This is a genomic window from Roseomonas sp. GC11, from assembly GCF_024437745.1.
In the GTDB taxonomy this organism is placed as follows: Bacteria; Pseudomonadota; Alphaproteobacteria; order Acetobacterales; family Acetobacteraceae; genus Pseudoroseomonas.
In genome coordinates this window covers 51764-72475 of record NZ_JANFNY010000012.1, presented here as the reverse complement: position 1 = coordinate 72475, position 20712 = coordinate 51764, and the positions used below count along the sequence as shown (strand labels likewise).

20 protein-coding genes are annotated in these 20712 nt (G+C 70.4%); 8 read left to right on the top strand and 12 right to left on the bottom strand.

Annotated elements, in window-relative coordinates:
• Positions 1–102 precede the first annotated feature (102 nt).
• Both NON00_RS05790 and NON00_RS05785 read right to left on the bottom strand, forming a co-directional pair.
• Entirely contained in the window at positions 103–1266 is a 1164-nt protein-coding gene (locus tag NON00_RS05790) for a 2OG-Fe(II) oxygenase (RefSeq protein ID WP_256018400.1), read from the bottom strand.
• Between the two features lie 89 nt (positions 1267–1355).
• On the bottom strand, positions 1356–2372 hold the full coding sequence (locus tag NON00_RS05785; RefSeq protein WP_256018397.1) for an Ldh family oxidoreductase: 1017 nt from the start codon (positions 2370–2372) through the stop codon (positions 1356–1358).
• Between the two features lie 189 nt (positions 2373–2561).
• Between NON00_RS05785 and NON00_RS05780 the strand changes: the two genes are divergently transcribed.
• The 3 genes from NON00_RS05780 (at position 2562) to NON00_RS05770 (ending at position 5990) form a co-directional block, all read left to right on the top strand.
• Positions 2562–3428, top strand: a complete 867-nt coding sequence (locus NON00_RS05780) for a branched-chain amino acid aminotransferase (RefSeq protein ID WP_256018394.1) — start codon at positions 2562–2564, stop codon at positions 3426–3428.
• A 139-nt stretch (positions 3429–3567) separates the two neighbouring features.
• The gene (locus NON00_RS05775; protein ID WP_256018391.1) at positions 3568–4218 is read left to right on the top strand and encodes an RNA pseudouridine synthase; all 651 of its coding nucleotides are present in this window, start codon (positions 3568–3570) and stop codon (positions 4216–4218) included.
• The gene (locus tag NON00_RS05770) at positions 4215–5990 is read left to right on the top strand and encodes a chloride channel protein (RefSeq protein WP_256018389.1); all 1776 of its coding nucleotides are present in this window, start codon (positions 4215–4217) and stop codon (positions 5988–5990) included. The genes NON00_RS05775 and NON00_RS05770 overlap by 4 nt, the downstream gene beginning before the upstream one ends.
• Before the next feature lie 109 nt (positions 5991–6099).
• Here NON00_RS05770 and NON00_RS05765 read toward each other — a convergent pair whose 3' ends face one another.
• A complete protein-coding gene (locus tag NON00_RS05765; protein ID WP_256018386.1) occupies positions 6100–7218 on the bottom strand; it encodes a 2-aminoethylphosphonate--pyruvate transaminase in 1119 nt (372 codons plus the stop codon).
• Positions 7219–7265: 47 nt separating this feature from the next.
• On the opposite strand from NON00_RS05765, the gene NON00_RS05760 reads away from it, so the two are divergent.
• Positions 7266–7490 (top strand): hypothetical protein, encoded by a 225-nt coding sequence (locus tag NON00_RS05760; protein WP_256018383.1) that lies wholly within the window; start codon positions 7266–7268, stop codon positions 7488–7490.
• Here NON00_RS05760 and NON00_RS05755 read toward each other — a convergent pair.
• Positions 7482–8099: a DUF1194 domain-containing protein gene (locus NON00_RS05755; RefSeq protein ID WP_256018380.1), complete on the bottom strand. Its 618-nt coding sequence runs from the start codon at positions 8097–8099 to the stop codon at positions 7482–7484. The genes NON00_RS05760 and NON00_RS05755 overlap by 9 nt on opposite strands.
• Positions 8100–8217: 118 nt before the next feature.
• Here NON00_RS05755 and NON00_RS05750 point away from each other — a divergent pair, with 118 nt between their 5' ends.
• Entirely contained in the window at positions 8218–8859 is a 642-nt protein-coding gene (locus NON00_RS05750; RefSeq protein WP_256018377.1) for an exopolysaccharide biosynthesis protein, read from the top strand.
• Between the two features lie 51 nt (positions 8860–8910).
• Here NON00_RS05750 and NON00_RS05745 read toward each other — a convergent pair whose 3' ends face one another.
• The 4 genes from NON00_RS05745 to NON00_RS05730 form a co-directional block, all read right to left on the bottom strand.
• Positions 8911–9462, bottom strand: coding sequence for a cob(I)yrinic acid a,c-diamide adenosyltransferase (locus NON00_RS05745; RefSeq protein ID WP_256018374.1), 552 nt, complete (start codon positions 9460–9462; stop codon positions 8911–8913).
• A gap of 10 nt (positions 9463–9472) precedes the next feature.
• Positions 9473–10360: a cation diffusion facilitator family transporter gene (locus NON00_RS05740; protein WP_256018371.1), complete on the bottom strand. Its 888-nt coding sequence runs from the start codon at positions 10358–10360 to the stop codon at positions 9473–9475.
• Between the two features lie 242 nt (positions 10361–10602).
• A complete protein-coding gene (metH, locus tag NON00_RS05735) occupies positions 10603–14103 on the bottom strand; it encodes a methionine synthase (RefSeq protein WP_256018368.1) in 3501 nt (1166 codons plus the stop codon).
• A 38-nt stretch (positions 14104–14141) separates the two neighbouring features.
• Positions 14142–15089 carry a metalloregulator ArsR/SmtB family transcription factor gene (locus tag NON00_RS05730; RefSeq protein WP_256018365.1) on the bottom strand — a complete coding sequence of 316 codons (948 nt, stop codon included), beginning with the start codon at positions 15087–15089 and terminating at the stop codon, positions 14142–14144.
• A 28-nt stretch (positions 15090–15117) separates the two neighbouring features.
• Here NON00_RS05730 and NON00_RS05725 point away from each other — a divergent pair, with 28 nt between their 5' ends.
• Positions 15118–15483: a hypothetical protein gene (locus NON00_RS05725; RefSeq protein WP_256018362.1), complete on the top strand. Its 366-nt coding sequence runs from the start codon at positions 15118–15120 to the stop codon at positions 15481–15483.
• Between the two features lie 116 nt (positions 15484–15599).
• Here the strand turns inward: NON00_RS05725 and NON00_RS05720 are convergent, their stop codons facing one another.
• From NON00_RS05720 to NON00_RS05705, 4 genes are all read right to left on the bottom strand, one after another.
• The gene (locus NON00_RS05720) at positions 15600–16562 is read right to left on the bottom strand and encodes a lactate/malate family dehydrogenase (RefSeq protein WP_256018359.1); all 963 of its coding nucleotides are present in this window, start codon (positions 16560–16562) and stop codon (positions 15600–15602) included.
• Between the two features lies 1 nt (position 16563).
• Positions 16564–18069, bottom strand: coding sequence for a DASS family sodium-coupled anion symporter (locus NON00_RS05715; protein ID WP_256018357.1), 1506 nt, complete (start codon positions 18067–18069; stop codon positions 16564–16566).
• A 271-nt stretch (positions 18070–18340) separates the two neighbouring features.
• The gene (locus NON00_RS05710; protein ID WP_256018423.1) at positions 18341–18703 is read right to left on the bottom strand and encodes a hypothetical protein; all 363 of its coding nucleotides are present in this window, start codon (positions 18701–18703) and stop codon (positions 18341–18343) included.
• 152 nt (positions 18704–18855) lie between these two features.
• Positions 18856–19647, bottom strand: coding sequence for a ferredoxin--NADP reductase (locus NON00_RS05705; protein WP_256018354.1), 792 nt, complete (start codon positions 19645–19647; stop codon positions 18856–18858).
• Between the two features lie 188 nt (positions 19648–19835).
• Here NON00_RS05705 and NON00_RS05700 point away from each other — a divergent pair, with 188 nt between their 5' ends.
• Entirely contained in the window at positions 19836–20486 is a 651-nt protein-coding gene (locus NON00_RS05700; protein WP_256018351.1) for a GNAT family N-acetyltransferase, read from the top strand.
• Positions 20487–20559: 73 nt separating this feature from the next.
• A complete protein-coding gene (locus NON00_RS05695; RefSeq protein ID WP_256018349.1) occupies positions 20560–20700 on the top strand; it encodes a hypothetical protein in 141 nt (46 codons plus the stop codon).
• Positions 20701–20712 lie beyond the last annotated feature (12 nt).

Below are 20712 nucleotides of genomic sequence, written 5' to 3'. Positions count from 1 at the left end.
TGCTTCCGGCGTGCTGAAGGGGGCCTTGCCCCCTTCAGACTTCCCCCACCAGAAACCTGAGGTTTCTGGACTTCCCAACAGAAGGCGGGGTCCGGGGGGATACTATCCCCCCGGCCGGGGGTCCAGGGGGGCGGAGCCCCCCTGGCTGATCGCTGGCTCCAGAGGGGCGGCCTCCCCCACCGCCTGCGGCGTGGCCACGGCCACCAGATGCCGGTTGCGCTCGCGGATGCGCGCGGCCGCCTCGTCATACAGAAAGGGCAGGAAGGCGTAGCGGCGGCCGCGCGTCACCGGCGTCACCTCATGCAGCAGGGAGCAGGAGAAGACCACCGCCCCGCCGGTTGGCGCCGTGTAGCGGCGCGGGCCGAATTCCGGGAAGATCAGTTCCCCGCCCTCATACTCCCCCGCATTGAGGTTGATGCTGACGGCGAAGCGGCGATGCGCGGTGCCTGCCGTGGTGTTGTCGCGATGGGCGCGAAAATGCCCGGCCTCGGCGGCGTCGTAGCAGGCGACGATATAGCGCTCGATCCGCGTGGCCTCGAACTGGAAGGCCTGGCGCAGCATCGGCGCCAGCCGGGCGGAAATGCGCGAGCGCAGCCGGTTGAGCAGCCCGCTCTCCTGGATGGTGACATCCGAGCGGCGCTTATGGCTTTCATCCTGCACCAGCACGGTGCGGCCGCCGATCTCGCGCATGAAGCCGGAGGGCGTGCCGCCCATCGTCTCATACTGGAAGAGCAACTCCCGGCAGAGGGTGGGCTCCAGCACGCGGGGCAGCACCAGCACGGGGGCGGGCAGTTCGACCCCGGCGTGAAGCTGCGGCGGGGCAAGGCCGATGAGCAGCCGCACCAGCTCCTGTGCCCGTGCCAGCGGCGCGGCGGCGACGACGCGCAGCATGGGGTCGAGCAGCAGCAGCCCGCCTTCCTCCGGCGCGAAGCCGAGGGCGCGGAACCCCTCCCCCGTCGCATCGGCCAGCATGCGGATGCCGGGGAGCTGGTCCGCCAGCCGCCCCTCCGCGATGTCCCGCGGCGTGGCGGTGATGACGAAGAGCGTGGCGAAATGGTCATCGAAGCGGTGGCGCTGCGGGCCGATGGCGGCCTCGACCGGGGCGCCATCGGCGGCGGAGGGCATGCAGGCCAGCAGGATCCAGCGCCCGGCGGCGCTGTTGAGCGCGTAGCGCGGGTTGCCGGCGCTTTGCAGCACCACCGGCGGCATCAGCACGCCGATCGGCAGCCCGTTGCGGAGCGGCGCCTGTGGCGCGGTCTGGCTCATCCCTGCACTCCCTGCCCGCCTTCTGCGGGCCATCCCCGGCCCTCTCTCCCGCCCGGGGGGTGGCTCCGCGCCCGCCCCGGCGGAGGGGGTCAGGCGGCGGGGCTTTCCCCGGCCAGGTCGCGCAGCGCCGCCAGCAGCGGCGCCGGCACCTCCACGCCTTCCCGCGCCGCGGCGGCGGAGAGGGAATCGCGCCGCGCGCCCGGCAGGCGCACCCCCTCATCTTGCAGCATGGTGGTGACCAATGTCTCGACGCGGGAAAGATATTCCGCATTTCCCGCCAGGGCCCCGGGGTCGATGGCCAGCAGCGCCTGCCCCAGCCGGGGCCGGTTGCCCGCCGCCGTGAAGAAGCTGTCCGCCTCGAAGCCGAAGGCCGCCCCCGCCAGCGCGACGCAGAGCAGTTCCACCACCATCGCCAGCAGCGCGCCCTTGGCGCCGCCCATGGCCAGCATGGCGCCCTCCATCGCCGCCGCGGCGTCGGTGGTGGGCTGGCCGGCGGCATCCAGCGCCCAGCCCTCGGGGATGGGCTGCCCGGCCTTCGCCGCCTGGGCGATGCGCCCGCGCGCCACCTGCGACAAAGCGAGGTCGATCACCAGCGGCGGCGCCTCGCGGCGCGGAAAGGCGGCGGCCACCGGGTTGGTGCCGAGCAGCGGCCGCCGCCCCCCCGCCACCGGCATCGCCGCCGGGGAATTGCTGAAGGCCAGCGCCACCAGCCCGGCCTGCGCCAGCCGCCGCACCGGCAGGCCCATCGCCCCGGCATGGTGGCTGTTGGTGATGCCCACCCAGCCCACGCCCTGCGCCCGCGCGCGCGCCGCCACCTCCGCCTCGGCCAGCGCCAGGGCGGGGAAGGCCAGGCCGTGCCGCGCATCCACCAGCGCCGCCGCGCCCCGCGCGCCCCGCAAGACCGGCTCCGCCGCGCCATCCGCCCGGCCCAGCTTCAGGAAGCCCGCATATTGCGGCACGCGGGAGAGGCCATGCCCCGGCTGGCCCACCGCCTCCGCCTCCACCAGGGCGCGGGCGGTGGCGGCGGCCATGGCGGGCGCCGCCCCGGCGGCGCGCAGCGCGGCGGCGGCGAGGGCTTCGGCCTCGATCAGGCTCAGGCGGGGCATGGCGGCTCTCCCAGCAGGCCCACCAGGATAGCCCGGCAGGGACATCCTGGCAGGGACATCCTGGCAGGCGGGGCCGCGCTTGCAGCATGGCAGGCGCGGTGAGTCCAGCCACGACGCGCCCTTCACCTGCCGCCGCCCGCGTGGCAGTCTCCCGCCCCTCTCGTTGGACTCTTTGAAGGATCCGGTTCCATGGCGGGCATCTTCTGGCACGATGGCAAGTGGCTGACCGAGGAGCCGAAGCTGCTTGGCCCCATGGACCATGCCTTCTGGCTCGGCTCCATCCTGTTCGACGGTGCCCGCGCCATCCGCGGCCTGGTGCCGGATCTCGACCTGCACTGCCAGCGCGTGGTGGCCAGCGCCCACGCCATGATGATGCAGCCCTCCCTCTCCGCCCCGCAGATCGAGGAGCTGTGCCGCGAGGGCGTGCGCCGCATGGGGCCGGAGGCCGAGCTGTATATCCGCCCGATGTTCTTCACCCGCAGCGGCCTCGGCGTGACGCTGCCGGACCCGAAGAGCACGGAATTCGTCCTCTCCATCTACGACGCGCCGATGCCGGACGTGTCCAAGGGCTTCTCCGCCGCGCTGTCGCCCTTCCGCCGCCCGGCGCCGGACATGGCGCCGACCAATGCCAAGGCGAGCTGCCTCTACCCCAATTCCGGCCGCGCCGCCGCCTGGGCGCGCGAGCAGGGCTATGACAACGCCGTGGTCTGCGACCCCATCGGCAATATCGCGGAATTCGCCACCTCGAACATCATGATCGCCAAGGACGGCGTGGTGATGACGCCGGCCGCCAACGGCACCTTCCTGGCGGGCATCACGCGCGCCCGCGTGCTCGGCCTGCTGCGCGGCGCCGGGATCGAGGCGCGCGAATGCACCATCACCCCCGCCATGCTGCGCGAGGCGGATGAGATCTTCGCCACCGGCAATTACGGCAAGGTGCAGTACTGCACCAATTTCGAGGGCCGCACCCTGCCGATTGGGCCGCTGGCCCAGAAGGCGCGGCAGCTCTACTTCGACTGGGCCGAGGCGAGCCGCATTCTCGACAAGGCCGCCTGACCTGCCGCGGGGGCGCTGCCCCCGCCCCCCCCGCCATCCTTGGGAGACTCTGATGGGAGATCCAAGAACCTCAGGTTCTTGGCGGGGAGAGTCTGAGAGGGGCGGCGCCCCTCTCAGGATCCTGCTGCAAACCGACCAGGTGCTGATCCTCGACAAGCCCGCCGGCCTGCCCGTCCATCGCGGCCCGCGCGGCGGCGCCAGCCTGGAGGACCACCTGCCCGCCCTGGCCCAGGGCAAGCGCCACCTGCCCCAGCCCGCCCACCGCCTGGACACCGACACCGCCGGCTGCCTCGTGCTCGGCCGCACCAAGCCGGCCCTGGCCGAGCTCGGCCGCCTCTTCGCCGAGGGCCGCGCCCGCAAGACCTACTGGGCCGTGGTGCGCGGCGCCCCGGCGGCGCAGTCGGGCCGCATCGACCTGCCGCTGCGCAAGGTCAGCAGCGCCGCCGCCGGCTGGCGCATGGAGGCCCACCCGGAGGGCCAGCCCGCCCTCACCCGCTGGCGCGTGCGCGGCCGGGGCGAGGGGCTGACCTGGCTCGAACTCCGCCCCGAGACGGGCCGCACCCACCAGTTGCGCGTCCACTGCGCGGCGCAGGGCTGGCCGATCCTGGGCGACCCCTTCTATGGCCCGAAAGCGCCCGGGGCGCTCCAGGCGGGTGGGCTGCACCTGCTGGCCCGCGCCATCGAACTGCCCTTCTCGCCGCCGCCCTCGCCCCCCCTGGCCGCCACGGCGCCGGTTCCGGCGGCCATGCGCGCCGCCTTCGCCGCCTGCGGCTGGAGCGAGGCGGCGTGAGCCTGCTGCGCGACTGGCTGCAACAGCGCGTGCCCAGCGGCTCGCTGGCCGGGGTGCTGCGCGGCGCGGTGCGGCAGAGCGAATGGGGCCTGCTGCTGCTCGGCGCCCTCTCCGGGCTGGGCAGCGGCCTGCTCGCCGCCGCGCTGGGCGGCGCGGCGCGCGGCCTGCACCGCCTGATCTTCGGCCCCGAGAGCCAGCATGGCCTCTCCGCCCTGCGCGACCCCGACCCCTGGGTGATCCTGCTGGCCCCGGCGGCGGGCGGGCTGCTGCTCGGGCTGCTCGGGCTGGCGCTGGCGCGCTGGCGGCCGCGCCAGCCGCTCGACCCCATCGAGGCCAATGCCCTGCATGGCGGCCGCCTCTCGCTGTGGGATGCCGTGGTGGTCGGGGCGCAGAACCTGCTCTCCAACGGCTTCGGCGCCTCGGTGGGGCTGGAGGCGAGCTATACCCAGGCCGGCGGCGGCGTGGCCTCGCGCCTCGGCCGCCTCTTCGGGCTGCGGCGGGGCGATCTGCGCGTGCTGGTGGGCTGCGGCGCCGCCGGCGCCATCGCCGCCGCCTTCGGCGCCCCGCTCACCGGCGCCTTCTATGCCTTCGAGCTGGTGATCGGCACCTATGCCATCGCCTATCTCGGCCCGGTGCTGGCGGCGGCGGTGGCCGGCGCCATGGTCACCGCCCTGCTCGGCGGCGGCACCCAGGTGCTGGCCGCCGGCCTCGGCCCGCCGGACTGGGACGACACCGCCCTCTCCCTGCTGGTCGGCCTGCTCTGCGCCCTGGCCGGCATCGCGCTGATGCGCGGCGTCACCCTGGCCGAGGCGCTGATCCGCCGCGCCATCCCCTGGGGGCTGCTGCGCCCGGCGATCGGCGGGCTGGCGGTGGGCGGGCTGGCGCAGATCACCCCGGCCGTGCTCTCCGCCGGCCATGGCGCGCTGCACCTCGCCTTCGTGGTGGAGGGGCCGGCCCTGCCGCTGCTCCTGCTGCTGCTGCTGAAGGCGCTGGCCTCGGCCATCTCGATCGGCGCCGGCTTCCGCGGCGGGCTGTTCTTCGCCTCCCTGCTGCTCGGCGCGCTGCTGGGCAAGCTGGTGGCGGCGGCGGCGCTGGCGCTCGGCATCATCGTCGATCCGCTGATGGCCGCGCTGGTGGGGATGAGCGCCTTCGGTGCCGCCGTCATCGGCGCCCCGCTGGCCATGGCCTTCCTGGCGCTGGAGACCACCGGCAGCTTCCCCATCGCCGGCGTGGTGCTGATGGCCGTCGTTGTCTCCGCCACCGCGGTGCGGCGGCTCTTCGGCTATTCCTTCGCCACCTGGCGCTTCCACCTGCGCGGCGAGGCCATCCGCAGCGCCCATGACATCGGCTGGCTGCGCGACCTGACGGTGGGCAAGCTGATGCGGCGGGAGGTGCGCACGGTGCGGCGGGACACCCGGCTGGGCGCCTTCCGGCGCGACTTTCCGCTGGGCTCCACCACCCATGTCGTCGCGCTGGACGAGGCCGGGCGCTATGCCGGGCTGATCCTGGTGGCCGAGGCCCATACCCCCGACCTCGCCGAGACGGAGACGGTGGACAAGCTGCTGCACCTGGAGGACCAGGTGCTGATGCCCGCGCTGAACGCCAAGCAGGCCATGGCCCTGTTCGACGCCACCGATGCCGAGGCCCTGGCGGTGGTGGACCAGAAGGACACCTCCCGCGTGCTGGGCATCCTCAAGGCCTCCCACCTGCTGCGCCGCTACAGCGAGGAACTGGACAAGCGCCGGCAGGATGAGCTGGGGCTGGTGGCCTGAACCCACAAAAGGCCCGGGGCCTTTGGAAGCCCCCATGCCGGTTTCCCCTGCCGGGGGCGTCTCATGGGGAAGTCTGAGGGGGGCGAAGCCCCCTCAGGGCCGCAAAACCTCAGGCCGCGTTGCGCTGGAGGACGCCGAGTTCCTCCAGCGCGCCACGCATGGCGCCCAGGGCGAAGCGCATCTCGTCCGGCCCGACATGGCCGATGCAGCCGATGCGCATGGTCGGCGCCTCGGTGTTGTAGAAATTGCTGATCAGCACGCCACGCCGCTTCAGCGCGTCCACGAAGCCCTGGAGCGTGAAGTTCTCATGCAGGGGCTGGTGGAACAGGGCGATGATCGGCCCCTGATTCTCCCAGGAGAGATAGGGCTTCAGCCCCAGCGCCTGCGCGCCCTCATAGAGGATGCGGCAATTCTCGCGGTAGCGGGCGAGGCGCGCGGGCTGGCCGCCCTCCGCCACGAAAATGTCCAGCGCCACGCCGAAGGCGTGCAGCGCCTGCACCGGCGGCGTGAAGCGGAAGCTGCCCCAGCCGGCGCGCTGGGCGGTGTCATAGACATCGGCGAGGTCGAAGGACCAGGACCCGGCCTGGCCCCGGCTGGCCTCCACCCGCGCGATCGGGCAGACGGCGAAGGCGATGCCCGGCAGCCCCTCGATGCACTTGTTGGAGGTGAAGACGACGGCATCGACCTCCGGCTGCTCCTCCAGGCTGAAGGGCAGCGCGCCGAAGGCCGAGACGGCATCGACGATCATCCGCCGCCCCGCGGCGCGCACCACGGCGCCCACGGCCGGGACATCGTTCACCAGCCCGCTGCCCGTCTCGGAATAGACGATGCCGACATGGGTGATGGCCGGGTCCGCCGCCAGGGCGGCCGCCACGGCCTCCGGCGCCACGCTGCCGCTATCCGGCGCGGGGAGGTTGACGACACTCCGCCCGGCCTCCTGCGCCAGCCGCGCCATGCGGTCGGCATAGGTGCCGTTGCGCACGATCAGCAGCTTGCCCGTGCCCACAGGCACGAAGGTGCGGATGGCGGCCTCGGTGATGAAATGCCCGGCCCCCTGCAGGGGCAGGCAGGCATGCACCCCGGCCCGCCCGCCGGCGAGGTCCCGCACCTTCTCGCGGATGGCGATGTATTCGGGGGCGAAGTCGCGGTCCCACGGCGCGATGTCCACGGCCATGGCGGCCCGCACATCGGGGCGGGTCTGCACGGGGCCGGGAATGAGCAGCAACATGTTCGGGTCCTGAGGAAGACAGGGAAACGCCATCCGGAAGCCGGCAGGTGGCCCTCCACCCGCGCCTCTGCACAGACAAGCCTTCCCAGGCTGCACCCTTCGCGCGGCAAAGGGAACCCCTGGCGGGGCAGAGATTTTTCCCAGAACAAGAATGTTCTTTTTTGAAAAAAAGAACCAAAAAACTTTTATCCGTTGAGCGTCCCGCTGCGCCGGGAGACGGCGGCAGCCTGAAAGAAAATCTTTTTCTTCAGAAAAAGAAGTATTTATACTGAAATAAAATCCCTCTCGATCTCGCGCAGCAGCTTGCGCTGGATGGCCTCCGCGAAATCCGCGTAATCGGCGCAGCTCATGGCGAAGCTGCCGGGGCCGCCGATCACCTCCGCCGTGTAGTGCTCCAGCAGGTCCGGCTCCTCGTTCAGCACGGCCAGGGCGTTGATGGTGACGCCCGCGCCCACGCCGATATCGCGCACCGGCCCGGGTGGCCGCCCCTGATTATGCGCCCCATCGCCCGAGACATCGAGCGCGAGGCGCGCCGCCTCCGCCGGGCAGCGCGCCAGCAGCGCCAGCGCCGCCGCCATGCCCGGCCCCAGCGCCGTGGCCCCCGCCTCCGGCAGGCGCGGCGCCGCCTCCAGCGCATCGGCCAGGGCCGTGGCCGCCGCCAGGCCGTCCAGCCGCATCCAGGGCACCGCCACATCCTGCGCCGAGGACCAGAACAGCACCGCCACCGCCACCGCCCCGCGCGGCCCCGCCGTGCAGGCCGCCACGATCTCCGGGGCGCGGAAGGCCGCGGCCAGCCCGCCCACCATCAGCCCGAACTCGTCGTAATCGACGCTGGCCGAGACATCGACGGCCAGGCACAGCGCCAGATCCACCGGCTCCACGCGCCCCTCCCGGAGCTTACCCCACAGCATCCCGTTGTGGCGGGCGATTGAACGGGCGCCGCGCCGTCCTCATCTCCTGGCACGAGGCGAGGCTCATCACCAGGGGCGGCGACAGAATATGGATGGCATCGCCGGCGCACCCGCGCCGGATACCGGGGATCACGGGCAGGGCGCCCCGATCTCCCGCATCGTGACCGAGGTCGCGGCCGCTTTTCCCGGCGAGCGCATCAGCCTGGGCGACATGGCCGAAGCCTTCGGGGAGCGCGCCTTCGGCCTGCTGATCCTGCTGCTCTGCCTGCCCAGCCTGCTGCCGGGCATGGCCAGCGTCTTCGGCATCCCCATGCTGGTGCTGGGGGCGCAGATGGGCCTCGGCCTGCGCGTGCCCCGCCTGCCCGGCTTCATCGCCCGCCAGACCGTGCGCCGCGCCGACCTGCTGCGCCTGGCCTCCGCCTCCTCCCGCGGGCTGAAGCCCATCGAAAGGCTGGTCCGCCCCCGCGCCGGGTGGTTCATCACCCCCTTCGCCGAAAGGCTGGTGGGCTGGGCCACGGTCTATTCCGCCATCATGCTCATCCTGCCCGGGCCAGGGACCAACGGGCCACCCGCCTTCGGCACCATCGTCATGGCCCTCGGCATCGTCGAGCAGGATAGCCGCGTCACCGGCATCGGGCTGGCCCTGGCCATGGCGGGGTGCCTCTTCGCCACCGGCGTGCTCGCGGTGCTCTGCTGGGTCGGGGTGCAGGCGCTGGGGTGGGTGCTGTAGGAAGGAAAAGAGAAAGGGTTCTTTTTTGGAAAAAAGAACCAAAAAACTTTTTCAGCGGGCGGCGCCGGGAACCCAGAGGATGTCGCCCCCGGCATTCAGCACCCGCGAGGCCACGAAGAGGTGGTCCGACAGACGGTTGAGGTAGCGCACAGCCACGGGGTTGAGCGGCTCGGTAGCGGCCAGGGCCACCAGGATACGCTCCGCCCGCCGCGCCACGGTGCGCGCCAGATGCGCATGCGCCGCCGCCGGCGTGCCCCCCGGCAGGATGAAGGAGCGCAGCGGCGGCAGGCCCTCATTCATCGCCGCCACCTCCGCCTCCAGCCGGGCGCACTGGCTGTCCGCCATGCGCAGCCGGTCGCGCGAACTGTCCTCCGGCACGCAGAGATCGGCGCCGAGGTCGAACAGGTCGTTCTGGATGCGCGCCAGCATGGCATCCGTCTCGCCTTCGGTGTGCAGGCGCAGCAGGCCCAGCGTCGCGTTCAGCTCATCCACCACGCCGATCGCCTCGATCCGCAGCGCGTCCTTGCGCACCCGCGTGCCGTCGCCCAGCGAGGTCTGCCCGCCATCGCCGCCACGGGTGGTGATCACATCCAGCCTGACCATGCCTCAGCCCCTAGAGAACAAGCACCCCCTGGTGCTTCGCCTTTTCCTCCGGCTCCACATGGATGGTGATCACGGCGCTGCCAAGCTCGGCTTTCAGGGCTGTTTCGATGCGATCACAAATCTCATGCGCCTGCGCCACCGTCATCCCGCCGGGGACGACGAGGTGGAACTCCACGAAGGTGGTCCGGCCGGCATGGCGGGTGCGCAGGTCATGCGCCTCGATCGCGCCTTCCGCCTCCTGCGAGACCAGGGTGCGGATGCGGCCCAACTGCGCCGGCTCCACCGCCTCGTCCATCAGCCCGCCCACGCTCTCGCGCAGCAGCTGCCAGCCGGAGAACAGGATGTTCACCGCCGTCAGCCCGGCCAGCAGCGGGTCGAGCCAGAGCACGCCCGTCATCGCCACCGCGCCCACGCCCAGCACCACGCCGCCGGAGGTGACGACATCCGCCATCAGGTGCCGCGCATCGGCCAGCAGCGCCGGGGAGCGCAGCCGCCGCCCCGCCCGCGTCAGCAGCCCGGCCCAGCCGAAATTGATCGCCGTGGCGCAGACGGACACCGCGAGGCCCACCCCCGCCTGCTCCGGCGCGCGCGGGTTGAACCAGGCCTGCCAAGTCTCGTTCAGGATCAGCAGCGCGGCGACGACGATCAGCACGCCTTCCAGCACCGCCGAGAAATACTCGGCCTTGGCATGGCCATAGGGATGATTGGCATCCGGCGGCGCGGCGGAGACGCGGATGGCCAGCAGCGCCGCGCAGGCGGCGGCGACATTGACGATGGACTCCAGCGCATCGGCCATCAGCGCCACGCTGCCGGTCAGCCACCAGGCAATGGCCTTCAGCCCGAGCACCGCCACGGACACGCCCACACTGCCCGCCGCGAGCGTCGTCGCACGGTCCATCCACCACCATCCCGCCTTGTCCAGAACCGGGTTCTAAGCCACCCCGCCCCGGATTGGGAAATCCGAAACGCCCAGGCCTGAGCCGTCTTTTTTCAAAGAGAGGGCCAAGGGAAGAATCTTCTTTTTCTGAAGAAAAAGAAGCAAAAAGACTTTTTCCGTTGAGCGCCCCGCCTCAGGCCTGAAGCGGGACGCAGACTGAAAAAAGTTTTTTGGTTCTTTTTTGTAAAAAAGAACGCTTTTCCTTAAACCGAAAAATACTTCGCGCGCGGATGGTGCAGCACGATGGCGCTGGTGGACTGCTCCGGGTGGAGCTGCCACTCATCGCTGATGGAGACGCCGATCCGCTCCGCCTGGAGCAGCTTCAGCAGCGGCGCCTGGTCCTCCAGCCGCGGGCAGGCGGGATAGCCGAAAGAGTAGCGCCCGCCGCGATAGCCCTGGGCCAGCATCTTCTCCATGTCCCGGTCATCCTCCCCGGCATAGCCGAGTTCGGCGCGGATGCGCTTGTGGATGTATTCCGCCATGGCCTCGGCCATCTCCACCGAGAGGCCGTGCAGGTAGAGATAATCCTGGTAGCGGTTGCCCTCGAACCACTCGCGCGCCACGTCGCTGGCCTTCTGGCCGACGGTGACGACCTGGAGCCCGATCACGTCGCGCGCCGCCGGGCCATCGGCGATGTCGCGCACGAAATCGGCGATGCACTCGCCATCATCCCTCGGCTGGCGCGGCAGGGTGAAGCGCGTGGCCTCGGTGACGCCATCCTCCTCGAACAGCACGAGGTCATTGCCCTGGCCGGCGCATTTCCAATAGCCGTAGATGGCCTGCGGGCGCAGGATTTTTTCCTGCTCCGCCAGGGTGAGCATGCGCTTCAGCACCGGGCGCAGCTCCTGCTTCGCCCAGCCGATGAAATCCTCCAGGCTGCGCCCCTGCTTCCGGAAGCCCCACTGGAACTGGTAGAGGCTGCGCTCGTTGATGAAGGGGATGATGGCCTTCGGGTCCGCCTCCATCACCCGCGCGCCCCAGAAGGGCGGCACGGGCACGGCCTCGCCTTCCGTCACGCGGCGGCGGCGCGCCTGGGCATAGTTCACATCGACGGGCGCGAAGCCGCGCGGGTCGGCGGTGCCCAGGGTGCGGGCGGTGTTCTTCGACTTGCCGGCGCGCTTGGATTGCAGCGCGGCGATATAGCCGTCGAAATCCTGGCCCATCACCTTGTCCATCAGGTGCAGCCCGTCAAAGGCATCGCGCGCATAGGCGACGCGGCCGCTGGCATAGGCGCGGACGCAATCCTCCTCGACGAAGTTGCGCGTCAGCGCGGCGCCGCCCAGCAGCACCGGCACCCCGACGCCGAGGCGCGACATTTCTTCCAGATTCTCCTTCATCACCACCGTGGATTTGACGAGGAGGCCGGACATGCCGATGGCATGGGCACGGTGTTCCCGCACCGCCGCCACCATCTCGTTCAGCGGCACCTTGATGCCGAGATTGATGACCTTGTAGCCATTGTTGGTGAGGATGATATCGACGAGGTTCTTGCCGATATCGTGCACATCGCCCTTCACCGTGGCGAGGACGATGGTGCCCTTCTCCTGCCCCTCGATCTTCTCCATGAAAGGTTCGAGGTAGGCGACAGCGGCCTTCATCGTCTCGGCCGATTGCAGCACAAAGGGAAGCTGCATCTTGCCGGCGCCGAACAGCTCGCCGACGACCTTCATGCCTTCCAGCAGGATGCCGTTGATGATGTCGAGCGGCTTCCAGCCCTGGGCCATGGCATCGGCCAGTTCCAGGTCCAGCCCCTTGCGGTCGCCATCGACGATGCGGTCCTTCAGCCGGCCTTCCACCGTCTCCGCCCGCTTCTTCGCCGCCGCATCCGCCGCCTTCCGGCCGGCGAACATCTCCAGCAGCTTCTGCAGCGGGTCATAGCCCTCGCTGCGGCGGTCGAAGATCAGATCCTCGGCGACCTTCACCTCTTCCGGCGGGATGGCGTGCAGCGGCTTGATCTTGGAGACATGCACGATCGCTCCCGTCATCCCCGCCTTCACCGCGTGGTCGAGGAACACCGAGTTCAGCACGTGCCGCGCCGCCGGATTCAAACCGAAAGAGATATTGGACAGGCCGAGGATGATCTGGATGTCCGGGAACTTCTCCCGGATCATGCGGATGCCCTCCAGCGTCCACAGCCCCAGCTTGCGGTCATCCTCATTGCCGGTGGCGATGGTGAAGGTCAGCGGGTCGATCAGCAGGTCGCTCTGCGGCAGGCCATGCCTGGTGCAGGCGAAATCCACCAGCCGCTCGGCGATGCGCAGCTTGTCCTCGGCCGTCTTGGCCATGCCCACCTCGTCGATGGTGAGCGCGATGACGGCGGCGCCGAACTTCTTCGCCAGGATCATGCGGTCCGTCGCATGCCCCTCGCCATCCTCGAAATTGATCGAGTTGATGATGGGCTTGCCGCCATGCAGCTTCAGCGCGGCCTCGATCACCGGCGTCTCGGTGCTGTCGATCACCAGCGGCGCGTTGACGCTGCTGGTGAAGCGGCGCACCACCTCGTTCATCTCCGCCATTTCGTCGCGGCCGACAAAGGCGGTGCAGATGTCGAGGGAGTTGGAGCCCTCCCCCACCTGCTCCCGCCCCATGGCGACGCAGCCATCCCAGTCATGCGCCGCCTGCCGCTCGCGCCACGCCTTGGAGCCATTGGCGTTGCAGCGCTCGCCGATGGAGAAATAGGCATTCTCCTGGCGCAGCGTGGTGGCGCCGTAGAGGCTCGCCACCTGCGGCACCCAGTGGACGAGGCGCTTCACCGGCGCCGGGCGGAAGCGGCCGCCCCCCACCTTCCGCAGCATGGCATCCAGCGCCTGGATATGCGGCGTCGAGGTGCCGCAGCAGCCGCCCACGAGGTTCACCCCGTCCTCGGTGACGAAGCGCTCCATCCACACCGCCATCTCGGCGGGGGCGAGGGGGTAATGCGTCCGCCCATCCACCAGTTCCGGCAGGCCGGCATTGGGCTGGACGGAGACGAGGCCGGGCCAGTTCTTCGCCAGATACCGCACATGCTCGGCCATTTCCTGCGGGCCGGTGGCGCAGTTCAGCCCCATCAGCGGCACGTCCAGCGCCTGCACCACCGTCGCCGCCGCCGCGATATCGGCGCCCACCAGCAGCGTGCCGGTGGTCTCCACCGTCACCTGCACGAAGATCGGGATGTCTTTCCCGGCCTCGCGCAGCGCGAGCTTGGCGGCATTCACCGCCGCCTTGATGAACAGCGTGTCCTGGTTGGTCTCGGTCAGCAGCGCATCGGCGCCGCCGGCGATCAGCCCGCGGCACTGCTCGGCCAGCGCGGCTTCCAGCGTGTCATAGTCGATATGCCCGAGGCTCGGCAGCTTCGTCCCCGGGCCGATATCGCCGATCACCCAGCGGTCGCGCCCATCCGCGAAACTCTCCGCCGCCTCGCGCGCCAGCTCCACCGAGAGCCTGTTGATCTCGAAGGCGCGGCTGCCCAGCTGGAACTCCTCCAGCGTGATGGGGGAGCCGCCGAAGCTGTTGGTCAGCACCATGTCCGACCCGGCCTCGTAATAGCCGCGGTGGATCTCGCGCACGAGCTCAGGGCGGGAGAGGTTCAGCACCTCGGTGCAGTTCTCCTTGCCCCAGTAATCCTTCTCGACATCGAGGGTGAGGGCCTGGACGCGGCTGCCCATGCCGCCATCGCAGAGCAGCACGCGGTCAGCCAGGGCTTCGAGCAGGGACGGACGGGCCATGGGGCGGGGCCTTCTCGGTGATGGGGAGTCAGGTCAGATCAGAAATGCAGGGCCGGCTCGGCGGCCACCGGCAGGGCCAGCCGCCGCGCCGGCCAGAGCCGCACCGGCAGCGGGCCGGCCAGTTCCACCGGCGGCAGCGGCGCGCAGCCGGCGGCGCCGAGCCAGCCGGCCATCGCCGCGTCATCGAAGCCGGGCCAGCGATGCGCCTGGCTCTCCAGCACATCCTGCCGCGCATGCGGGGCGAGGTCGATCACCACCAGCAGCCCCTCGGGGCTCAGGATGCGCGCGGCCTCGGCCAGGGCGGCGGCCGGGTCCTCGGCGTAGTGCAGCACCATCTGCAGCGTGGCGAGGTCGAAGCCGCCATCCGGCAGGGGCAGGCGGTACATGTCGGCCAGCCGCACCGTGGCATGGGCGAGGCCACGCTCCCCCAGGCGGGCGCGGGCCAGGGCCAGCATCTCGCGGCTGGCATCCAGCCCCAGCACGGCGCCGGCGCGCGGCGCCAGCACCTCCAGCAGCCGCCCCGTGCCGGTGCCGATATCCGCCACCCGCCGCAGCCGCCCCGGCAGCAGCGCCAGCAGCGCCGCCTCGATCGCCGGGCCAGGCAGGCCGAGGGCGCGCATCTCGTCCCAGTCCGCGCCATGGCGGCGGAAGGAATCCGAGGCGGCGCGCGCCCGCTCCGCCGCGATGCGCGCGGCGGCGCGGCGGTCGGCGGCGATGGTGGTATCCTCCTCCGGCAGGCGGGCCAGCATGTGGCGCACCAGATCGGCCTCCGGCGGAAGCTGGAAATAGACATTGGCGCCTTCCGGCAGCCGCTCCAGCAGCCCGGCCTCGACCAGCAGCTTCAGGTGGCGCGACAGGCGCGGCTGGCTCTGGCCCAGAATGGCGCACAGCTCGGTCACGCAGAAGGCCCCGCGGGCGCAGAGCGCCAGCAGGCGGAGGCGGGTCGGTTCGGCGGCGGCGCGCAATTGCGCCAGCAAGGGCTCCATGCCTTGCGGATGACATAAAGAGTTCTTTATGTCTAGCATTATGCGCTGGTCCCTGGATGCCCGAACCCCGCTCCGCCTCGCCGAGGCCGCCGCCGTGCCCCCGGGCGCCGTGCTGCTGGCCGAGGATGGTGCCCCCCTGCCCGCCAGCCCCGCTGTGGTGGAACGCTTCGCCGCGCCGCCGCCCCAGCCACACCCGGTGGGCTGCGCCTGCTGCCAGCCGCGCAACCCGGTGGCCATCGCGCTGGATCGGCTCTTCCTGGCCCGCACGCGCGGTCAGGCGCCCTGGTTCAAGGAAATCTGGGTGGTGCTGCGCAGCGCCGATGGCGCCCGCGCGCTGGAGGCCGCGCTGGACGGGGATAGCGTGACACAGGCCCGCTTCAGGAAAGCCGACTGAAAAAAGCCAACCGAAAAAAGAATCCGGGGGAATGAATTCCCCCGGACCCCCATCTTTTTTCTGTCAGGCTGCCGCCGTCTCCCGTCCAGGCGGGACGCTTCACGGATGGCGGGGGGTCAGGGGGCGGAGCCGCCTGCCAGAACCTTCATCCCGTCCGCGATGGTCTCCGCCAGCACCGCCGCGCTGGCGCGCAGCGCCGCCGCCTCGGCGGCGTCGAGCGGCGGCAGGAAGGCGGCCGAGGCCCCGGCGCTGCCCAGCACATGCGGCAGGGAGACACAGGTCTGTTCCACCCCCATCAGTTCGGGCAGGAAGGTGGAGACGCTGAACACCCCGCGCTCATCCATCAGGATGGCGCGCACCAGCCGCGCGATGCAGCCGCCAATGCCGAAATTGGAAACGCCCTTGCCCGCCTTGATGCGATAGGCGGCGGTGCGGACATCCTCGGCGATCTGCCGGCGCAGCGCGGCATCGATCGGCCGGCCGCACTGCGCGGCGAAGTCCAGGATGGGCACGCCGCCCACCTGCGCGCTGGACCAGTGCAGCACCTCCGAATCCCCGTGCTCGCCCAGCACATAGGCGTGGACGGAACCCGGGGAGACCTCCAGGTGGTGCGCCAGCCGGTCGCGGAAGCGGATGGAATCCAGCGTGCAGCCGGTGCCGATGGCCCGCCCCGGCGCCACGCCGAAATGCTGCACGGCAATGGCCGGCATCACATCCACCGGGTTGGTGGCGAAGAGCAGGATGGTCTCCGGCGCTGCCTTCAGCACCTGCTCCACGATATGCCCGACGATGCGGATATTCTGGTGCAGCAGTTCCAGCCGCGTCTGGCCGGGCTTCAGGCTGGCGCCCGCCGTCACCACCACCAGCGCCGCGCCGGCGAGGTCGGCATAGCCGCCCTCCCGCACCCGCGCGGCCGTGCCGAAGGCGGCGGCATGGCCGATATCGGCGGCCTCCCCCGCGGCGCGCGCGGGGTCGAGATCCACCAGCACGATCTCACTGACACCGGGGGTGGCGGAGAGCAGATAGCTCGCCGCCGCACCCACCTGCCCCGCGCCGATCACGCCAATCCGCGCACCCATCTCACAGCACTCCCATCATCGGCCAGAGGGTGGCGGAGAAGAGCAGGATCAGCAGATAGCCCGCCACCGTCACCACCAGCCCGACCTTGGCGAACTGCGCCATCGAGAAGGCGCCGGTGCCGTAGCACAGCATGTTCTGCGGCGCGTTGGTCGGCAGGATGAAGCCGAAGGAGACCACCAGGCTCTGGATCAGCACGATGCCGAAGCCGGTTTCCTTCGACACCGGCAGGGTCTGGCTGAAGGCGATGAAAATGGGGATCAGCGTGCTGGCCAGCCCGGTGGCCGAGGCGAAGCCGAGATGCAGCACGATGCTGAACAGCGACAGCGCGCCCACCACCGCCACCACCGGCAGCCCGTCGAGGCCAAGCTGCCCCAGGGTCTGCTGCGCCAGCCAGCCGGCGGCGCCGGTGCGCGCCAGCAGCGTGCCGAGCGAGATGGAGGCGGCGAACAGCACCACCGTGCCCCAGGGCACCAGCTTTTCCGCCTGCGCCCAGTGCATGACGCCGAACTTGGGCATCAGCAGCAGGGCGATGCCGATCTGGGTGGTGGTGGTGGTGTCGAAGGGGTGCAGCGAGCCCTCGGTGGACCACATGAACAGCAGCAGCACCGCCACGCCGATCAGCCGCTTCTCCGGCGCGGTGACGGGGCCAAGGGCGGCGAGCTGCTCGCGCAGCTTGGCGGCGGCCTCCTCCTTCGCCGGCACCTCAGGCCGCAGCAGCCAGAGCGAGACAAGGAACAGCACCACGCTCATGCCCAGGGTGAAGGGCAGCGCGGTGATGAACCACTCGCCCCAGGTCACGCTGTGGCCATAGGCGCCCTGCATGAAGTTCAGGCTGATCAGGTTCTGCGCCGCGCCGGTCTTCACCGCCATGTTGAAGATGGAGCAGGCCTGCGCCGTCACCACCATCAGCGTGGCGCCGAGGGTGCTGCCCACTGGCAGGCCGAGCGCCGCGGTGATGCCCACCATGATGGGAATGACCGCGCCCACCCGCGCCGTGGCCGAGGGGATGAAGAGCGCCAGCACGAAGCCCACCAGCATCGCCCCCAGCGTCAGCCGGGCGGGGGAGATGCCCACCTTGCTCATCACCAGCAGGGCGACGCGGCGGTCCAGCCCGGTGTGCTTCAGCGCCACCGCCAGGAAGAGGGCGGCCGCCACCAGCAGCACGGCGGTGGAGGAGAAGCCGCCCAGCATGACCGTCAGCGCGTCGGTCGAGGTCATGGGCTTGGCGCCGGCGGTCAGCGGCTTGCCCATCAGCCCCAGCACGGCCATGCCGGTGAGGATGACGGCGCTGTTGGCGGGCGAGACGCACTCGCTGATCCACAGCGTGATGACCAGCGCCAGCAGCGCCAGCGACACCTGCCCGGAGGGCGTCAGCCCCGCCGGCGTCGGCAACAGCAGCACCAGCCCATAAAGCGCCAGGGCCAGCAGGAGAAAGGCGAATTTCCGGTTCGAACTGGGCTCCGGGGCGGAGACAATCGGGGCAACCGGATGCGGGGCGGCAGACATGGTTGATCCTTCGCGATCCAGGGCAGGGTCCGTTGCCGGCCCGGCCTGCGGCGCATCCTGCCGCCCGGGGCGGGGCAGGACATTGACGGGGATCAAGCCCGGCGCGGTTTTTTGCTGCGATGCGAAGGAGAAATAAATGGATGTTCTTTTTTGAAAAAAAGAACCAAAAACCTTCTCTCAGATAGCGTCCCGCCTCAGGCCTGAGGCGGGACGCCAGACGGAAAAAGTCTTTTTGCTTCTTTTTCTTCAGAAAAAGAAGATATTCAAAAAATTACTTTGCCACCGCGCTCATCTTGTCGAGCAGGGCGGAGGCCGCCGTCACGCAGGCCTGGGTGGATTCATTCTCGGCGCAGCGGATGGTGATGGAGGCATCCCCCCGCTCCAGCCGGAAAGAGGCGGCCTTGGAGGGCGGCGGCGGCATCATGCCGTGCGGCCCGGGCATACCCATGCGGGGGCCGAAGCCATGCGGCCCGGGGCCACGCGGCCCGCCTTCCGGCGGCATCGGGCGCTCGGCGCCAGGGGCAGCACCAGGGGCGGGCGGCTGGCCGCCCGGCTGCGGCGCGGGCTGCGCCACGGCCAGCCCGGCCATGCCCAGCACCAGCATCCCCGCGCCCAGCATCAGCATTTTGCGCATGACTCTTCCTTTCCTCATAAGCCGCTGAACAAAATTCACCGGCGTCCTGACGGAAACGCTAACAGCCCACCACGTTTCAGTCCCGGCGGCTGAAGCAACAAAGTTTTGCGCCCAGGCGCCGCCACCCTGAGCTGGGCCGGCCGCGGGCAGGATTATTTCTCGACGAAGGCCTTTTCGACGACGTAGTGGCCGGGGCGGTTATTGGCCCCCTCGGTGAAGCCGCGCCCCTCCAGCAGGGCACGCATGGAAACCAGCATCTCCGGGCTGCCGCAGAGCATCACGCGGTCCTGCTCCACGGAAAAGGGCGGCAGGCCGAGATCGGCGGCCAGCTTGCCGCTCTCCAGCAGCTCGTTGACGCGGCCCTGGTTGCGGAAGGGCTCCCGCGTCACGGTGGGGTAGTAGAGCAGCTTGTCCCGCACCAGCTCGCCCAGCAGCTCGTGGTTCGGCAGGTCCTGGCTCAGCCAGTCGTGGTAGGCCAGTTCCGCCACCTGGCGCACGCCATGGACGAGGACGACGCGCTCGAAGCGGTCATAGACCTCCGGCTCCTTCACCAGGGACATGAAGGGGGCGAGGCCCGTGCCGGTGCCGAACATCCACAGGGTGCGGCCGGGCAGCAGGCTGTCCGGCACCAGCGTGCCCACCGCCTTGCGGCCGATCAGCACCTTGTCCCCCGGCTGGATATGCTGGAGGCGGCTGGTCAGCGGCCCGTCCTGCACCTTGATGGAGAGGAATTCCAGATCCTCCTCATAGGGCGCGGAAGCCATGGAATAGGCGCGCACCAGCGGCTTGCCCTCCACCATCAGCCCGATCATCGCGAATTGCCCGGCCTGGAAGCGGAAGGCGGCATCGCGCGTGCAGCGGAAGGAGAAGAGCCGGTCCGTCCAGTGGTGCACGGAGAGAACCGTCTCGGCGAAATAGGCGGCGTTGGGTGCGGGTGCGTTCATGGCGGGAGAGATCGTCTCGGCTGGGCGCGGAACAAGCGCTTCCCGGGGAGGAAGTGGGGCAGGCGGACGGCTTGCGCGGCGTCGGGTTTCAGGTCCAGCCTGGGCCTATCATGACAGCGCCCGCCGACGCCACACCCCTCCCGCCCGCCGCCCCTCCGCCCGCGACGACCCCACCCGTGGGGCCCGAGGTGGACGCCACCCCCCGCCCCCTGCCCGCCCGCCTGCCCCACCGCGGCACGGCCGTGACGCTGGAGCCGCTCGGCCTGCGCCACGCGGAAGAACTCTGGCAGGCCACCCAGGGGGCAACAGACAGCTGGGCCTATATGGGATACGGGCCCTTCCCCGATGAAGGCGCCTTCCGCCGCTTCCTCGCCGGCTTCGCCACCACCCACGACCCGATGGCCTGGGCGGTGCGCCCGCATGTCTCCGGCCTCGCCTCCGGCTGGCTGACGCTGATGGAGATCCAGCCCGCCAACGCCGCCATCGAACTGGGGCATATCTGGTTCTCGCCCCGCATGCAGCGCAGCCGCGCCGCCACCGAGGCCATGTTCCTGCTGATGCGCCACGCCATGGACGATCTCGGCTACCGCCGCCTCGTCTGGAAGTGCAACGCGCTGAACGCCCCCTCCCGCCGCGCCGCGCAGCGCCTGGGCTTCACCTATGAAGGCACGCTGCGCGCCCATCTGGTGGTGAAGGGGCGGCGGCGCGACACCGCCTTCTTCTCCATCCTCGAAGACGAATGGCCCGCCCGGCGCGACGCCATCGCCGCCTGGCTGGCCGATGAGAATTTCGACCATCACGGCGTGGCCCGCACCGCGCTGCGCGCCGCGCCGGGGTAAGGGAGGGGAGGGAGAAAGGTTCTTTTTTGGAAAAAAGAACCAAAAAACTTTTTCCAGAAAGCAGCGCGCCAGGATGGGCACGGCCCTCGCCATGGTGGCGGGGCTGCCAAGCGGGGGCGCGGCCGCGGAATTGCGGCTGGAACTGCCAGGAGGCGTGCAGACGCTGCAAAGCGGCACCCTGCTCGCCTATCTGCGGCATCAGGCCGCGCGGTGAGGCCGCCTTGGT

Excerpts from the sequence above, each read along its gene's own strand:
- NON00_RS05790 (WP_256018400.1), bottom strand. The coding sequence starts at position 1,266 with ATGAGCCAGACCGCGCCACAGGCGCCGCTCCGCAACGGGCTGCCGATC.
- NON00_RS05785 (WP_256018397.1), bottom strand. The coding sequence starts at position 2,372 with ATGCCCCGCCTGAGCCTGATCGAGGCCGAAGCCCTCGCCGCCGCCGCG.
- NON00_RS05780 (WP_256018394.1), top strand. The coding sequence starts at position 2,562 with ATGGCGGGCATCTTCTGGCACGATGGCAAGTGGCTGACCGAGGAGCCG.
- NON00_RS05765 (WP_256018386.1), bottom strand. The coding sequence starts at position 7,218 with ATGTTGCTGCTCATTCCCGGCCCCGTGCAGACCCGCCCCGATGTGCGG.
- NON00_RS05750 (WP_256018377.1), top strand. The coding sequence starts at position 8,218 with ATGGATGGCATCGCCGGCGCACCCGCGCCGGATACCGGGGATCACGGG.
- NON00_RS05745 (WP_256018374.1), bottom strand. The coding sequence starts at position 9,462 with ATGGTCAGGCTGGATGTGATCACCACCCGTGGCGGCGATGGCGGGCAG.
- NON00_RS05740 (WP_256018371.1), bottom strand. The coding sequence starts at position 10,360 with ATGGACCGTGCGACGACGCTCGCGGCGGGCAGTGTGGGCGTGTCCGTG.
- metH (WP_256018368.1), bottom strand. The coding sequence starts at position 14,103 with ATGGCCCGTCCGTCCCTGCTCGAAGCCCTGGCTGACCGCGTGCTGCTC.
- NON00_RS05730 (WP_256018365.1), bottom strand. The coding sequence starts at position 15,089 with ATGGAGCCCTTGCTGGCGCAATTGCGCGCCGCCGCCGAACCGACCCGC.
- NON00_RS05725 (WP_256018362.1), top strand. The coding sequence starts at position 15,118 with ATGTCTAGCATTATGCGCTGGTCCCTGGATGCCCGAACCCCGCTCCGC.
- NON00_RS05720 (WP_256018359.1), bottom strand. The coding sequence starts at position 16,562 with ATGGGTGCGCGGATTGGCGTGATCGGCGCGGGGCAGGTGGGTGCGGCG.
- NON00_RS05715 (WP_256018357.1), bottom strand. The coding sequence starts at position 18,069 with ATGTCTGCCGCCCCGCATCCGGTTGCCCCGATTGTCTCCGCCCCGGAG.
- NON00_RS05710 (WP_256018423.1), bottom strand. The coding sequence starts at position 18,703 with ATGCGCAAAATGCTGATGCTGGGCGCGGGGATGCTGGTGCTGGGCATG.
- NON00_RS05705 (WP_256018354.1), bottom strand. The coding sequence starts at position 19,647 with ATGAACGCACCCGCACCCAACGCCGCCTATTTCGCCGAGACGGTTCTC.
- NON00_RS05695 (WP_256018349.1), top strand. The coding sequence starts at position 20,560 with ATGGGCACGGCCCTCGCCATGGTGGCGGGGCTGCCAAGCGGGGGCGCG.